Genomic DNA, 16,145 nt, shown 5'->3' with positions numbered 1-16,145 from the left:
AGGATCTGGCTCCAACTGAATAACGTGCGCTAGTTTACTTGCCCAGTTTACGACGCTGAACGCGAGTACGGCGCAGCATCTTGCGGTGTTTCTTCTTGGACATGCGCTTACGGCGCTTCTTAATGACTGAACCCATGGTCAGTACCCTCAATTCTTAGTTGATATGTGTACAAACTGCCGACACTAATGCTCACACTTTAGCGATTGTCAAGAAGCTTACCCAAATCTGGGCAAACTCCGGGGATTTCCCAGAACTGGCAAGTCTTAATGACGTAGCCTGGCTCGGTGTCCCTGCATCAACAGATGCCTGCCGCGAGGGTGCAAAGCCGATTAAAGGTTTGCAAGTTCCGGTAATAACTCAATCGCTATTGTGATGAGTCCGTAAAACTACCCAACCTCGTAAATCGACGAGTGCAGGTACTCGTTCACGGCTTCTTCGTGAACCCGGAAAGAACGTCCCACGCGAACAGCCGGCAAATCGCCAGCGTGCACAAGGCGGTAGACCGTCATTTTCGAGACGCGCATCATCTCCGCAACCTCGGCGATGGTCAGAAACGTTCCTTTGTCTTCATGTGCCATATGTATCTCACCCTTCAGCTCGTAGTGCGCTGCAGGCTTCCCCTCCCGCAGGACTTCACACGCACGTGCTCAAACTAGTCTAGCGTGTCACTTGTGACTATTGCGACCCGCCCTGCACATTAATCCCATCTATCGCTTGCAACCCCCGTATATCTCCTGGAACGTAACTGCACACAAGTACGCAAAACCCGCCGCACCACGCCAGTGCCAGTATCTATTCTGGCAACGATGCGGTCGGCGGGCGTTATCTCTGAAGCTCAACCGGTCATGATGCGGCGAGGTTTTTAGTAGGCATTAAACAACCAGACAGTCATATCACCGAGCAAGTGTCCTGCCGTTGCATAAAAGAAGTTTTAGCCAAGTTCCTTGGAGCGGTTAGCACAGGCCTCAGCTGCACGGAAGAACATGCCACGTAGACCAGACTCTTCAAGTTCACGAAGAGCATGCACAGTGGTGCCACCTGGAGAAGAGACGTTCTGCCGAAGGGTTGCTGGATCGCGACCAGAATCCGTCAGCATCTTTCCTGCACCGTGGGCGGCATTGGTAGCCAGTTTCTCGGCGACATCGCGCTTCAACCCCATCTGCACACCGGCGTCGATAAGAGCCTCAGTGACCAAGAAATAATACGCTGGCGAGGAACCTGACATCGCGGTTACAGCATCCATATCGCCTTCTTCTACGATGACTACTTCACCAACTGCCTCGAGCAGTTCTGAAACTCCCGACATCTGTTCATCGGATACGCTGCTTCCTGGCGCTGCAGCGTTAGTTCCTTTACCGACCAGCATCGGGGTGTTTGGCATCACACGAACCACTGGCACCCCGCTGCCAGCCGCTTTTTCCATAGCCTCTAAGGTCAAACCTGCGGCCATGGATACGGCCACAGTTTTACCTTCCCTCGACTGCAGAGTCTCGGAAACATCTTCTAACAGATCAATAATGTGATAAGGCTTGACGCACAAAAACGCATAATCGGCGTCCTTGATCGCAGCCGCGTTATCCGAAGTAGTGTGCACACCGTAGTTTTCTTCGAAGTAGCTCGATTTCTCGGCGCTGCGGTTAGTCACGGTAATGGACTTTGGGTCGTAATCAGAGGCTACGAGACCGGAAACGAGAGCTTCTCCGATCTGGCCTCCACCTAGAACTGCAATGTTAGTCATGGTTTCTACGATGCCAGAAAGCAAAACCCCTAGCCACCACACTGTGGAAGACTAGGGGTTTAATGTGCAATCGAGTTCATAGCTTAGCTCGTGACGGTCGTGTTAACCACAACCAGTTTTTAGACATTCTTGTCCCAAGCGGCGAGATAGCCAATCACTGAAACACTAGAGCACTACCAAGATCGCCGGACCAAAAGTCAACAACAAGCCCACGATAGCCGTCAATGTCATCGACAATCCATCACGCTCCGTGCGCAGGGCGTGAACTATGCCAGCCATAACACCGGTAACGCCGACTGCCAACGCGGCAACCAGGTAGTTATTCAGAGCACCCCAAAGCATTTCGAAGCCCTTGAATACGACGACGCCAAGCACGATGCCGACCAGTGCCAGTAAAATCACCGCAACCGGACTCATACCTTCGCCTTCGGAGACTGCGTCATCCTGATCCGCATCAGCGTGGACGGGAGATGGTCCGCCCGACGGTTGACCATTCTCCTGCGCCGAATTATCAGGCTGCCCTGTCTGCTGAGCACCCTGAGCAGCTTTCTTCTGCGTGGAATTTATTCCGGTAGATTTTGCACCGTCTTGGCCAGCCCCACCAACCGGGGCACCCGCGGCTGCCTGCGTAAGCGAATCCGGAATGTTCTGAAATTCGGAGGTATCGTCATCAGCTCGCTTACCCGGTTTCACCGGCTGGCTAGCGGTGTCCGCTGTCTTCGCAGCTTTATCAACTGGCTTGCCGCCTTGCACACGCGGAATCTCACCAGTCGTCTCGGAGTCCTTGCGACTAGTTTCCTTGCGTTCGTGGTTCTTCTGATCGCGGCCGTTGGGGCGCTGGTTCTGTTTATCAGAACCGCCCTCAGTTCGTGCGCTCGTAGTGTCGGTAACTCGGGAGATTTCTGCGGTCTCGTCTGAGGCCGGTGTCGGTTTCTCTGGAGCTTTAGCACTTCCAGCACCAGCAGCGTTACCGGCGTTACCGATACCAACACCTTTAGCTGCGCTACCAATACCAGCAGCACTACCGCTAGCACCAGCACTAACACTGCTTACCTTCTCTTGGCTGGAATCCTGAACACTGTTGGCCTGTCCACCGGTCTTTGTCCCTGTACCGCCATTGTTTTTGTCACCGCTCTTATGGCCAACCGTGATGGTTTTGGACTTCTTCCGGGTAGTTGGCGGTGTTGCCGGAGACACCGACTGTGTTGCCGGTTGCTTCTTTTCGGCAGCCACAGGCGCTTTTGGTCCCGATGGTTTTTCCGTCGCCGCATTCTGCGCAGCCCCGGAACCTGCGTTTGCAGCTTTTGCACCCTTGTTGCTGCTGGTCTCACCGCTGCTGGCCTCATTGCTACTGGTCTCATCAATGGGGGACCCGTGCTTGGATTCCTTTGGCTTCGCGGTGACTTTCGGAAACGACCCAGTCAGCTCAGCGACGGAGACACCTCCGCCGTCTTCCATGCTGCGACGCCGACGTCGACGTGGTTTCTCCGAGTCGCCTCCGGATTTCCGTGCACCAGAACCGCCTTGAGCGCCGGCTTTCCCTTGGCCATCGGAGTTCTCTTTCCCGGCGCGGGCCAACAATTCCGCGACTGTTAATTGCTTGTCGTCAGACATGCTGTTTCTCCCTATTCCAGTCCTTTATCGATGCGACGCAGAATTACGCCTTCGCGCAGTGCCCAGGGGCAGATTTCGAGTTCGTCGATTCCTAATGCTCGCATACTAGCTTCTGCAACTAAAGCACCGGCAACGATTTGATGCGAACGGTCATTGCTCACGCCTTCTAATTCGGCTCGGTCGGCGGCAGTCATGCGGGAAATGAATGCGATCAATTGACGCAAACCTGGTGCGGTCAGGTTACGTCGTACATAGGGCCCTGCCGACGATGGAGCGGCACCAGTAAGTCGCGCCAGGGTACGGATTGTCTTCGAGGTGCCTACCGCGATTCCTGGGGCACCGTAGGCGCGGATCTCGGCGGCAACATCCTTGAGCCCAGCGTCGATGTAGTCGCGCAGCGTGTTGATTTTCTTTTTTCCCGGCGGATCCGCATCAAACCAGTTATACGTCAACCGGCCGGCACCCAAATCCAGCGAACTGGCAACATCGGGGTGCTCGTCGGTGCCGGTACATAATTCGAGCGAGCCGCCACCGATGTCAATGTTCGTGATGCGACCAGCCGACCAGCCAAACCAACGTCGTACAGCCAGGAATGTCAACCGGCCTTCGTCCTTGCCAGAGAGGATTTCTAAGCGCACCCCCGTCTGTTTTTCCACTTCATCCAGCACATAGGCGGAGTTCGTGGCGGAGCGAATGGCAGACGTGGCAAAGGGCATGAATTCGTCGCATCCGAGTTTGTTGGCGAGTTCTTTAGCTTCCCCAACGGACGAGATCAGTTTCTTCAAACCTCGCTCGTGGATATTTCCGTCAGCGTCGAGCTGCTCCACCAGCTTTAGCGAAGTCTTCCAATCGCTCATGGGCGTTGGCCGACCGCCGTCCCGAACATCTACTGCTACTAGGTGGACAGTGTTGCTGCCCACATCAATTACACCTAATCGCACACTCCTAGCCTAAACGGTCTACGGTGTCTAGGTGTGAATCACGCACAGTCTTCTTCCATTTTCCTTGGTTTTCCTGCAAACTCTCCTGCCGGCAAATCTATTCGTGCTGGCCGGGAGGTTGCCCCGGATTTTGCTCGCGAGTGGTTCGAATTCACCAACCCGGACGATCCCGAGCATGTCTTTTCCGTCGACCTGACATGGGTTGAATCTCATTACAGTTGCAAGTTTGGCACCTCGGATTGTTTCGGCATCCGCGAAGGAATTACCGACGTGGCTTGTTGCACGCATGGGGCGTTTCTTGCCGACGAAACCGACCAGGATCAACTTTTCGACGCCGTCCGCAACATGCCCGCGAAATACTGGCAATTGCGCCCGAGCAATACTGATGAGCACTTGTCGGGAATAGCGCCTGCTGGCGAGTTAGAGCCGTGGCTAGTGTGGGACGAAGAGGAAAACGAGGATGGTGAAATGGAGCCGTCGTTGAAAACCCGCACTGTTGATGGTGGTTGTATATTCGCCAACCGTCATGGCTGGGCAACTGGCGCAGGGTGTGCGCTACACCAGTGGGCAGTCGCAGAGGATGAAGAGCTAACCGTTGTTAAGCCCGAAGTATGCTGGCAGGTTCCTATTCGTCGACACGAGGATTATGAAACTCGCAGCGACGAAGTGGAAATTTTACGCACGGTAATCAGTGAGTATGACCGCCGCGCGTGGGGCAACGGTGGCGAGGAATTCGACTGGTGGTGTTCTTCGGCTCCGCAGTGTCATACGACGACTGATCCGTTGTGGAAGACACACCGGGAAGAGTTGGTGGCGGTAATGGGCCAACGCAATTACGAAATTTTGGCGAACCACTGCCAGATGCGTGATGCTGCCCGCGCGGCAGGCGTGAATCTCCCCCAGCATCCGGCGACGCAGGCGGCAACTGGAAATTAAACCTGAAAGAAACAATTAAACCTGAAAGAAACTAGGCGTCGAACTTATAACCTAGCCCGCGCACAGTCACCAGGTGTGTCGGGCGGGATGGTTCCGGTTCAATTTTGGAGCGTAACCGTTTGACATGCACGTCGATGGTTTTAGTGTCGCCGATGTAATCAGAGCCCCAGATGCGGTCGATCAGTTGCCCGCGGGTAAGAACGCGTCCGGCGTTTTCCAGCAAATATTCCAACAGGTGGAATTCTTTCAGCGGCATTGGAACTGCTTCGCCATCGACGTAAACGATATGGCTGTCGACGTCCATACGCACGCGGCCGCCTTCCAAAACGTTATCGGCGGCCTCGATAGTCTCTGCTTCTGTGTTTTTCTCGGCCCCTCGACGCAGCACCGCCCGGATGCGGGCGGTGAGTTCACGAGCAGAATATGGCTTGGTCACGTAGTCGTCGGCGCCAAGCTCGAGCCCGAGCACCTTGTCAATCTCAGAGTCACGTGCGGTGACCATAATGATCGGAACCTGCGAGGTAAGCCGGATTTTCTTACACACCTCAGTGCCCGACATCCCGGGAAGCATCAGATCCAGCAAAACGATATCGACGTGTTGTGACTGAAACGTCGACAGCGCCGTGGGGCCATCAGCGGCAATGACCGTCTCGAATCCCTCTTTGCGCAGAAGAAATGCCAGCGGATCAGATAACGACTCTTCATCTTCCACGATCAAAACAGTAGCCATGGGGCTTGTGTCCTTTCGACGTTCAACGGCGTGTAACGTTTCGCCGGCTCGACGGCCGCAGCCTGTTTCCTGCCACAGGGGCGATTCTATAACAGCTCGCCGCTAAAAAATCACGGTTCTTCTGGTTTTTCCCGGCTGGGTAGGCCTTCCGGATTTTCTGGGGTTCCCCGGTTATCTAGGCCTTTCAAATCTTCTAATTCTTCTAAGTCTTCCAGTTCATGCCCGCCCATGCCGTCACCTTGGTAACGCGGCAACGCCAGGGTAAACGTGGTGCCCTCACCCAATTCGGAAAATAATCTGATGTTGCCACCGTGGTTGGCGACCACATGCTTCACGATCGCCAGCCCCAGGCCCGTGCCACCGGTTTGTCGGGAGCGGGCCTTGTCGACTCGGAAAAACCGCTCGAATACGCGCTCCTGGTCTTCGGAAGCAATACCAATGCCTTGATCAACGACGTGGATGCAGATTTCCTCAGCGGATACTGCCTCGTAACTCACAGTCACCGGTGTGGAATCTGGGGAATAGTTAATGGCATTGGAGACTAGGTTCGACACTGCCGTAACCAACAGATTTCTATTACCGACGACGAATAGCCCCGAGTTTGATTCGGCACCACCGGTTGCGTCACCACTAGTTGCACCACCACTAGTTGCACCGCTGGTTGCATCGTCGCCAGTTGCACCGCTGGTTCCCTTCACAGCCCCCAGGTTTCGCAGAATAATGCCGTGGTTTTCTGCTGCCACCTGGTTACGCGCAATCGCCGCACTAATGACCTCGGCCACGGAGACCGGCGCAATCTCTGGAAGTGCTTCCGCCCCCTGCAACTTGGACAAGGAAATCAGCTCATTGACCATATCCGCCATGCGGTTAGCTTCGCGCTGCAGCTGACGCCCAAAATGCGTCACGTGCTCCGGATCATCCGGCGAACCCAACAGCGCTTCAGCCAACAGCGCCATCCCCCCAACCGGGGTTTTTAGCTCGTGGGATACGTTCGCGACGAAATCCCGCCGTGCCGATTGCATACGCACGTTTTCGGATTCGTCGGTGCCATAGACAATCATGAAACGATCGTCGACAAGGGTTAAGGGCTTGACCAGCGCGCGCACGTTGGAAATCCGATTACCCGTGCGATGCTTAGGCACGGAAAGTTCGAGGTAGCGGTTTTCTTTTTCTTCGTCGTCAAAGACGTTTGCAGCCACCCGCCACACCTGTGGGTTAATGGTGCGCGCGTGCACCAGAGCCATGTCGTGAGCGCGGGCATTCGACAGCATGACATCGCCATTGCGGTCCACTACGACGATGCCCGTCGGCGATGATTGAATAACCAAATGCAACATCTGGCCGACGGTGGCAACCTGGTTAGATTCCAAAATCCGGTCCGAGTCCTGGGTTTGTTCTTCAGCACCGAACCGGCCCAGCTGCCCACCGCGGCGCAACCACACCGCCCCAGCGACAAGTAGCACTGCGGTGACCAGTACCGTCACCACGACGGCAAGAACAACAATCTGGGTTGTCGTCACGTGTTTTACTTAGCCTGGCCCTGATTCGCTACGGCAGCAGCACCCGCCTGCGCGGCTTCTGGGTCCAAGTAGTCGCCTCCTGGGTTCACGATGCTGCCGTCAGCGGCGAATTCGTACACCAGTGGCATACCGGTCGGGATATTCAGCGCGGCAATATCTTCGTCCGAAATCGCATCCAGGTGCTTAACAAGTGCGCGCAGCGAATTTCCGTGCGCAGCCAACAACACGGTCTGACCATCCCGCAGGCGTGGCAGGATCTCCGCCTCGAAATATGGGATGGCCCGGGCTACGACGTCTTTCAGGCATTCAGTGCGGGGCGGGTTGTCCACATCCGCATAACGCGGGTCGCCAGCTTGGGAGTACTGGGAGTCGTCGGCAAGCTCCGGTGGCGGGGTGTCATAAGAACGACGCCACGACATGAACTGATCCTCACCGTATTTGTCGCGGGTTTCGGCTTTGTTCAAGCCTTGCAGGGCACCGTAGTGGCGTTCGTTTATGCGCCAGTTACGGACTACAGGAATCCAGTGGCGATCGGCCGCAGACAACGCAATATTTGCCGAACGGATCGCACGACGCAGCAGCGAAGTGTAGACCACCTCTGGCTGCAGCCCAGCAGCGGCAATCAATTCTCCGGCCCGGCGCGCCTCGCTTTCTCCACGTGCGGTCAGGTCTACATCAACCCAGCCGGTGAACTGGTTGGATTCATTCCAGGTGGATTGGCCATGGCGCAGCAAGATGAGCTTGCCGTTGGCAGAATTCGGTTCAGAATTAGGTCCAGTCATAGCTTCTAGCATGCCACGGTCACCCCACTAATTGCCGCTGGCTTGCCGGTTGTGCAACCTTGCTGCCCCATCAGCACTCGCAATCGCATCCTGGAATACCCCCACTAACCGGTCCGCAGCCGCCGCCCACGAGAACTGCGCGGCGTGGCCCACCGCGGCCTGCCCCATCTGGACGCGGCGTTCGTCGTCATCCAGCAAATCTGCCAACGCATCGGCCCAATCAGCAGGGTCGTGCCCGTCGACAAGCACACCCGTCTGTCCATCTGCAACGGCAATCGGCAGGCCACCGACCCGCGCAGCCACCACCGGGGTGCCACAAGCCTGCGCCTCCATGGGAACGAGCCCAAAGGATTCGTTGTAACTCGGCACCGCAATCAGGTCAGCAGCTTGATACACCGCGACCAGCTCCTCCGGCGGGCGGGTATCAATAAACCGAATGCACTTGCCGACGCCCAGTTCACAGGCAAGATTGTGATAATAATCCGGGCTGGCTGCGCTTCCCGAAGGGCCACCGCAGATCACCACTCGTAGGCACCGGTCCGGCTCGCGGCGGAAAAGCTCGGCGGTAGCGCGGATGAGTACCTCGGGGCCTTTGAATTTCTGTAGCCGGCCGACGAAAGCGACCACTTTCGTGTGTAGTGGGATGCCGAGTTCGCGTCGGGAGCGCTCGGTGTTGCGGTCTGTGCCCGGGGTAAACAGTTCTAGGTCGGCACCTGGCGGAACCACCACGATCTTGGAAGGTTCGGCATCATAATGGCCGATGAGGTCGCGGGCTTCTTCGTCGGTGTTGACGACGAGAGTGTCAGCGTTGTCGACGAGTTGCTGTTCGCAGATGCGCCGGGCCTCAGATTCGGCGGTATCGTCAGCCGAGCGGTAGGCGTTTTTCACCGCCGCAAGCGTGTGGGCGGTGTGGACCAGGCTGATGCCCCACAGGTCGCGTAGCAACCAGCCAACCTGGCCAGAGAGCCAATAATGGGAATGAATCGCATCGTACGGTGCGTGGCAGGGAGCGTAGCCAGTACGGGATTCTTGCTTTGCCGCCGGCTGGGATTCTTTATTGACGAACTGCACGATGCCCCCGGTGAAAGCAACCAGCTGCGTCGGTAAGGATTCTTTTTCCAGACCGACATAAGGGCCCGCGATGATGTTGATAACGCGGAGGTTATCGGCAAGTTGCATGACCTCCGGCTGGGAGGATCGGGTGGCGCGGGTGAAGATATCGACACCAATACCCTGTTTCGCGAGCTGGCGGGCAATATTTAAGACATAGACGTTCATGCCCCCGGCATCGCCGATTCCCGGCTGCTCGATGGGTGAGGTGTGCATAGAGATCATGGCGATGCGCATACTTGCATCCTAAAGATACTGGCGTTCTACAGCAGAACTGGAGCTTCTATAGGTCGCGACCTAGAACTATAAGCCCAGCGTAACCACTAGACCTCGCATACAAGCAACTTGACACGTTCCCACGAAACGCCCCACGTTGCCGGGAGTACACTGGAAAGAGTTCTCCAGTCCGGACAAAACAATCCGCACTACAAAACCAGTCCCGGTACACCCACCCAGCATGAAGGAAGCACAGTAGTTCTATGTCGGCTTTTGAATCGAAGGCATGGTTGCAGCACTACGCACCATCGACTCCGCACACGCTTGATTACGGCAACGTCACCTTGCTGGATGTTTATGACAACAACCTAGCGATCAACCGGAACAAGCCCGCGACGTGGTTTTTCGGCCACCGGATGTCCTACGGCGAGCTTGATGAGCAGGTTCGCGGTATTGCCGCTGGCCTACGCTCCCTTGGCGTCGGCCCGGGCGATCGTGTCGCGCTCATTTTGCCGAACTGCCCGCAACACGTGGCCGCGTTTTATGCTGTGCTCAAGCTGGGCGCGATCATCGTCGAACACAATCCTCTCTACACGGCACATGAGTTGTACGATCCTTTCGTCAACCATGGCGCCCGTGTGGCGATTGTCTGGGATAAGGCCGCGGAAACGGTGGAGAAGCTACGCCAGGACCGCGACCTAGCGCTGGAAACGATCATTTCGGTGAACATGGTCGAAGCGATGCCGAAGTTCAAACAGTGGGCCTTGCGCATTCCACTGCCGAAAATTCGCGAAACCCGCAAGCAGTTGACCGCACCTGCGCCAAACACGGTTCCGTTTTCTGTGCTTGCCGACGGCTCTATGGGCGGTTCGGCGGGCGACTTTGTGCCTGCCGACGGCGTCGACAAGAACACACCCGCGCTGCTTTTGTATACCTCAGGCACTACTGGCACACCGAAGGGCGCGCAGCTGACCCACGGCAATCTGTATGCCAACATTTTGCAGGGCAAGCACTGGGTTCCCGGGCTAGGAGATGAACAAGAACGCCTGTTGGGGGCGCTGCCCATGTTCCACGCGTATGGTCTGACATTTTTCGGCACGTTGGGGCCATTTTTGGGCGCCGAGATGGTTCTGCTGCCGTCGCCACAGATTCCGTTGCTGATGGACATTATGAAAAAGCACCCGCCGACATGGATCCCGGGTGTGCCACCGCTGTACGAGAAAATCATCGAGGCAGCCAAGGACAAAGATATTGACCTTTCCCAGGTGCGCAATGCATTTTCTGGTGCTTCTACTCTGCCGGTGCACACCGTGGAAAACTGGGAGCAAGCCACCTCTGGCCTTTTGGTGGAAGGTTATGGTCTGACTGAATGTTCGCCGATTTTGGTGGGTAACCCCATGAGTCAGAACCGTCGGCCCGGTTATATCGGTGTCCCATTTCCTGATACCGAAATTCGGATCGCAAACCCGGACAACCTGGATGAGACGCTTCCCGACGGCCAGGAAGGCGAGCTTCTCGCCCGTGGGCCGCAGGTTTTCCGTGGCTATTACGACAACCCGGAGGCTACAGAGGCTGCGTTCCACGACGGCTGGTTCCGCACCGGCGATGTCGGTGTAATGGAAGAGGATGGTTTCATCCGCCTGGTTTCGCGCATCAAGGAAATCATCATTACCGGTGGTTTTAACGTGTATCCGGGTGAGGTGGAAGAGACGATGTTGAGCCATGCCGACGTCGTCGAGTGCGCCGTGGTGGGCCGTCCGCGTTCCGACGGTGCCGAGGATGTCGTGGCTTGTGTGGTTTTGCGCGATGGCGCCGAGCTGAACCCAGAAGGGCTGCGTACTTTTGCCAAGGAGCGACTGACTCCATATAAGGTTCCCCGCACGTTCTACCACTTTGAGGAGTTGTCGAAGGACCAATTGGGGAAGATCCGCCGACGCGAGGTACAGTCTGACCTGCTGAAACGTTTAGGGGATGCGAGCTAGCGGAGGGCTACAAGTTCTGTAGTTCCTTCTTATCGCTTCTGGATGCAGTTTTTCACCGCCCGGTTTTCCGGGCGGTTTTCTTTTTCTCGGTTTCTGTCTGCCGGTTTCTCTCTGCCAGTTTTCTCTCTGCCGGTTTCTGTCTGCCGACTTTCTCTCTGCCAGTTTTCTGTCAGGCTGGCACAGCCCTCCCCGCTTTTCCGGTTGATCTTCGCTAACCACCCCCTTACGAACACCAACTATTTTGTTTGCCTGCAAATCAGTTAATGTGCTTTCCACGTGCCGCAGTCTGGGCCCAAAGCACCGCTTCAACGAACACACCCTAGCCAAGCGAGCCTCAATCGCCTACTGTGGTTATGGAACCAAAACTGCAATACAGATCACAATATTTCGGTGTAGTTCGCTAGTGACGGTTCGTACACCCCGCAAGGTTTGCCCACCCACGGCCCAGCAAGCGAAACCAGCAAACGCCAATACAGGAGGATTGTTCCCATGTCAGAGCCCAAACATGCTCTCAACACCGACACAAACAACAACAGAAATGAGGACACAAACAACAATCCAAACGACAACGCAAACACCGGTGCGGCAACCGCATTCAAAAACCGCGCCTGGTTACAGCACTATAACGACGCCTGCCCTCCCGAAATCGATTTCGCGGATCTCACCCTTGTCGACAATTACGTCGAAAACCTCAAAAATCACCGGGATCGCAACGCCACCTGGTTTTTCGGGCAATCGACGACGTATGCGCAACTTGATAAGCAGGTCCGCGCGGTAGCCGCAAGCCTAAAATCACTAGGAGTCAGCAAAGGCGACCGGGTGGCTGTGGTGCTCCCTAACTGCCCGCAGCACATCGTCGCGGTGCACGCCATCCTGCGGTTAGGTGCAACCGTCGTCGAGCACAACCCGCTGTACACCCCATATGAGCTAGAAGGCCTATTCAAAGACCACGGGGCGCGCACTGCCATCGTCTGGGACAAAATCGCTAGTTCGCTGGAGCCGCTTCGCCACGCCACAGCGCTGCAAAACCTCATCGCGGTAAACATGGTTGAGGCCATGCCCGTAACCAAGCAGCTGGCATTGCGCTACCTGCCGTTACCAGCGGTGCGTGAAAAGCGCGAGATGCTCACTGCAAAAGCCGATAACGCGATCCCCTACCGCATGCTTCTCGACGGCGCGATCGGCGGCACTGGTGAAAACCTGGAACCAGAGCCGACGCTGACCCCGGACGACATCGCATTCATCCTTTATACTTCCGGAACCACCGGCGCCCCGAAGGGTGCGATGCTTAGCCACCGCAATATCTGCTCCAACGTGCAAATGGCAAAGTACTGGCTGCCCGGAATTGGCGAAAAGCCCGAAACTCTCATGGGTGCACTGCCTATGTTCCACGTGTACGGCCTGACCCTCATTGGCGCGCTGGCTTCCTACGTCGGCGGTGAGATCATCCTGCTGCCTAAACCGGAAATCCCCTTGATTCTCGATGCCATCAAGAAGCGCAAGCCCACCTGGTTGCCCGGTGTGCCGACACTCTACGACAAAATTTCCGAGGAAGCCCAAAAGAAGGACCTCGATCTGCAGGGCATCCGCTATTCTTTTGCCGGTGCTGCCCCGCTACCGGCATCCACCGTCGACGAATGGGAAAAACTTTCAGGCGGCTTGTTGGTCGAAGGCTATGGTTTGACCGAAACCTCGCCGGTGATCGTGGCCAACCCCGTCAATGAAAACCGACGCCCAGGTTTCATTGGCGTTCCGATGCCAAATACGCTGATCCGTATTGCAAACCCAAAAAACCTCGACGAGACCATGCCGGATGGTGAGGAAGGCGAGGTACTGGTCAAGGGACCACAGGTTTTCCAGGGCTACTTAAATAAGCCGGAAGCTACCGAGGAAGCATTCCATGATGGCTGGTTCCGCACTGGCGATATGGGTGTGATGGAAGAAGACGGTTTCTTGCGCCTGGTTTCGCGTTTGAAAGAAATCATCATCACTGGTGGGTTTAACGTCCACCCTGCCGAGGTAGAAGAAACCATCAGCGCCCACCGGGATATCGCTGACGTTGCTGTGGTGGGTCGCCCGCGCAAGGACGGCTCGGAGGACGTCGTTGCCTGTGTGATTCTTAACGATGGTGCCGAGCTAGATCCGGAAGGTTTGCGCGAGTTCTGCCGTGAACGTTTGACCCGGTATAAGGTTCCGCGCACCTTCTACCACTTCGAGGAACTAGCCAGGGACCAGCTGGGGAAGATTCGTCGCCGCGAGGTCCAGGCTGACCTAATTGCACGCTTGGAGCAGGCGTAGGCGAAGTTTTTGTTTGCTATCCCACGAGCACAGCGAACGAATATAGATTCGTAAAATCACGCTAATTTTGGGCGGGCCGACGTCGATACCGCTACGTCGACCCGCCCCACTTCCATTTTCCACCCCTTTTATGCTGGAGTTTTAACAAACCGCACTAAAAACTTGCGTAGTTTATGTGAAACGACTCACTAATTGGTAGTGTGGGAGCTATCTCAAAAATGTGTGATGCAAAGCACCCCTACGCAAGGAGGTAGCAATGACCGCTTCGGATACCAAAGCGTGGCTACAGCACTACGGCGATATCCCAGACAAGCCGGAATACGAGCACAAGACGCTGCTGAGTCTGTACGGCTCGAATCTGACCAATAACCACCATCGGCAGGCCACCTACTTTTTTGGCGAGTCGATGACTTACAGCGAACTCGACAAGAACGTGCGCGCTGTGGCGGCTGGCCTGAAGGCCTTCGGTGTCGGCCCTGGTGATCGCGTGGCGGTCCTGCTACCGAATTGCCCGCAGCACGTTATTGCGTTTTATGCCATCCAAAAAATTGGCGCAACCGTCGTCGAGCACAACCCGCTGTACACGGCGCACGAGCTAGAAAGCCTGTTTAGCGACCACGGCGCCCGCATCGCGATTTGTTGGGACAAAGCCGCCCCAATGTTGGAGCAAGTCCGCAGCAAGACCCCGCTCGAGACCATCATCTCGGTCAACATGATTAATGCGATGCCTCGCACCAAACAACTGGCCTTGCGCTACCTGCCCTTGCCGTCGATCCGCGAAAAACGCAAGCAGCTTTCCCAGTTCGCACCAAACACCATTTCATTTGAGTCTTTGGCCAGCGAAGCCTTCGGTGGCGACGGGCGGGAAATTCGCACCCCAGATTGTGTCACCAGTGATTCCACCGCGTTAATCCTGTATACCTCCGGCACCACGGGCACCCCGAAGGGCGCAGAGCTCACCCAAGGCAATATCTCGGCAAATATCGCCCAGATCCTGACCTTCTTCCCCACCCTGGGCCGCAACCCGGACGAGCGCGTGCTGGGTGCGCTGCCAATGTTCCACGTGTACGGCCTCACGCTGATCGCCGGGCTTGCCGTATCACTGGGTGGCGAGATGGTGCTGGTGCCGAAGCCGGAAATCCCGCTGCTGATGGACGTGATCAAAAACCGCAAGCCCTCCTGGATGCCGGGCGTGCCGACGCTGTACTCCAAGGTCATGGAGGCCGCCGAGAAGCAGGACATCGACCTGAAAGGCATCACCAATTCCATTTCCGGTGCCGCCCCGTTGCCGGAAGACACCGTCGAGAAGTGGGAACAACGCACCGGTGGCCTGCTGGTGGAAGGCTACGGCTTGACCGAGACCTCACCCGTGTTGTGCTGCAACCCGCACTCGGAAAACCGTCGCCCGGGTTATATTGGCATCCCATTCCCCGATACCCAGGTACGCATCGCTAACCCAGACAATCTGGACGAAACCATGCCGGATGGCGAGGAAGGCGAGCTGCTCGGCCGCGGCCCGCAGGTGTTCAAGGGCTACCTGCACAATGAGGAAGCCACGGAAAACGCTTTCCACGACGGCTGGTTCCGCACCGGTGACATGGCCGTGATGGAGGAAGACGGCTTCGTGCGCATCGTGTCCCGCATTAAGGAAATGATCATCACCGGTGGCTTCAACGTCTACCCTGGTGAGGTCGAGGATTGCCTGGGTCAGCACCCTGATGTGGAAGAGTGCGCTGTCGTCGGCCGTCCACGCAAAGATGGCTCGGAAGACGTCGTGGCCTGTGTCGTGCTGCGCGCCGGTGCTGCACTGGACCCGGATGGCCTGAAGGATTACTGTCGCGAGCGCCTGACTGCGTACAAGGTTCCGCGCACCTTCTATCACTTCGAGGAGTTGGCTACTGACCAGATCGGTAAGCTGCGCCGCCGCGAAGTTCAGGCCGACTTGCTGGATATGCTGGGCCTGGTGCCGAAGGAAAAGGACGAGGCTGCTGCCGACGACGACACAGACGGCTCCGAGGATTCCGATACTTCCGGTAAGGCGAAGCCGCTCGATGAACAGCCGGACCACCAAGAATCCGACGTTGAGGGTGTCGAGGTAGAAGATCTTGCCGACGCCCAGCCGGACGAGGCTGCAGAGAAATAAGCCGGAGCACCTGACTACCCGGAGCATCTAGCACCCTGGTGAGCCCCTAAAAGGGACTTGTCGGGGCGTTTTGCTATGTCAGTGACCTGTTCCTGAATCCGCAGACATGGTTTCTGAAACAAAATCATGAGAAT

General features: G+C 56.5%; 13 protein-coding genes. 4 read left to right on the top strand and 9 right to left on the bottom strand.

Translation table 11 applies throughout. From position 1 onward, the window contains the following. Positions 1–34: 34 nt before the first annotated feature. From HMPREF1292_RS10765 to HMPREF1292_RS04285, 5 genes are all read right to left on the bottom strand, one after another. Positions 35–136, bottom strand: a complete 102-nt coding sequence (locus tag HMPREF1292_RS10765) for a 30S ribosomal protein bS22 (protein ID WP_003855542.1) — start codon at positions 134–136, stop codon at positions 35–37. 251 nt (positions 137–387) lie between these two features. Further along, positions 388–579 (bottom strand): helix-turn-helix domain-containing protein, encoded by a 192-nt coding sequence (locus HMPREF1292_RS04300; protein ID WP_021352134.1) that lies wholly within the window; start codon positions 577–579, stop codon positions 388–390. Positions 580–932: 353 nt separating this feature from the next. After that, complete coding sequence (gene proC, locus HMPREF1292_RS04295) at positions 933–1,739, bottom strand: pyrroline-5-carboxylate reductase (protein ID WP_027017487.1); 807 nt, start codon at positions 1,737–1,739, stop codon at positions 933–935. A 165-nt stretch (positions 1,740–1,904) separates the two neighbouring features. Further along, the gene (locus HMPREF1292_RS11355) at positions 1,905–3,353 is read right to left on the bottom strand and encodes a hypothetical protein (protein WP_023018895.1); all 1,449 of its coding nucleotides are present in this window, start codon (positions 3,351–3,353) and stop codon (positions 1,905–1,907) included. Between the two features lie 11 nt (positions 3,354–3,364). Next, positions 3,365–4,294 (bottom strand): Ppx/GppA phosphatase family protein, encoded by a 930-nt coding sequence (locus HMPREF1292_RS04285; protein ID WP_023018894.1) that lies wholly within the window; start codon positions 4,292–4,294, stop codon positions 3,365–3,367. Between the two features lie 33 nt (positions 4,295–4,327). Between HMPREF1292_RS04285 and HMPREF1292_RS04280 the strand changes: the two genes are divergently transcribed. Next, the gene (locus HMPREF1292_RS04280) at positions 4,328–5,230 is read left to right on the top strand and encodes a hypothetical protein (protein ID WP_023018893.1); all 903 of its coding nucleotides are present in this window, start codon (positions 4,328–4,330) and stop codon (positions 5,228–5,230) included. A 31-nt stretch (positions 5,231–5,261) separates the two neighbouring features. Here HMPREF1292_RS04280 and HMPREF1292_RS04275 read toward each other — a convergent pair whose 3' ends face one another. The 4 genes from HMPREF1292_RS04275 to mshA all read right to left on the bottom strand — a co-directional run bounded on the left by HMPREF1292_RS04275 (position 5,262) and on the right by mshA (position 9,609). Further along, complete coding sequence (locus HMPREF1292_RS04275; RefSeq protein ID WP_023018892.1) at positions 5,262–5,960, bottom strand: response regulator transcription factor; 699 nt, start codon at positions 5,958–5,960, stop codon at positions 5,262–5,264. A gap of 110 nt (positions 5,961–6,070) precedes the next feature. Further along, on the bottom strand, positions 6,071–7,480 hold the full coding sequence (locus tag HMPREF1292_RS04270) for an ATP-binding protein (RefSeq protein WP_023018891.1): 1,410 nt from the start codon (positions 7,478–7,480) through the stop codon (positions 6,071–6,073). A 5-nt stretch (positions 7,481–7,485) separates the two neighbouring features. Next, positions 7,486–8,262 carry a phosphoglyceromutase gene (locus HMPREF1292_RS04265; protein WP_021352890.1) on the bottom strand — a complete coding sequence of 259 codons (777 nt, stop codon included), beginning with the start codon at positions 8,260–8,262 and terminating at the stop codon, positions 7,486–7,488. Positions 8,263–8,289: 27 nt separating this feature from the next. Then, positions 8,290–9,609 (bottom strand): D-inositol-3-phosphate glycosyltransferase, encoded by a 1,320-nt coding sequence (mshA, locus tag HMPREF1292_RS04260; protein ID WP_023018889.1) that lies wholly within the window; start codon positions 9,607–9,609, stop codon positions 8,290–8,292. 242 nt (positions 9,610–9,851) lie between these two features. On the opposite strand from mshA, the gene HMPREF1292_RS04255 reads away from it, so the two are divergent. The 3 genes from HMPREF1292_RS04255 to HMPREF1292_RS04245 all read left to right on the top strand — a co-directional run bounded on the left by HMPREF1292_RS04255 (position 9,852) and on the right by HMPREF1292_RS04245 (position 16,011). Further along, the gene (locus HMPREF1292_RS04255) at positions 9,852–11,570 is read left to right on the top strand and encodes a long-chain-fatty-acid--CoA ligase (RefSeq protein ID WP_023018888.1); all 1,719 of its coding nucleotides are present in this window, start codon (positions 9,852–9,854) and stop codon (positions 11,568–11,570) included. Between the two features lie 489 nt (positions 11,571–12,059). Next, positions 12,060–13,868, top strand: coding sequence for a long-chain-fatty-acid--CoA ligase (locus HMPREF1292_RS04250; protein ID WP_023018887.1), 1,809 nt, complete (start codon positions 12,060–12,062; stop codon positions 13,866–13,868). A 256-nt stretch (positions 13,869–14,124) separates the two neighbouring features. Then, complete coding sequence (locus HMPREF1292_RS04245) at positions 14,125–16,011, top strand: long-chain-fatty-acid--CoA ligase (RefSeq protein WP_023018886.1); 1,887 nt, start codon at positions 14,125–14,127, stop codon at positions 16,009–16,011. The last annotated feature ends 134 nt before the right edge of the window (positions 16,012–16,145 follow it).

Origin of the sequence: Corynebacterium sp. KPL1995, assembly GCF_000477935.1 — a bacterium.
Lineage (GTDB): Bacteria > Actinomycetota > Actinomycetes > Mycobacteriales > Mycobacteriaceae > Corynebacterium > Corynebacterium pseudodiphtheriticum.
The sequence above is the reverse complement of the archived record's forward strand: the minus strand, read 5'-3'. Positions and strand labels throughout refer to the sequence as shown.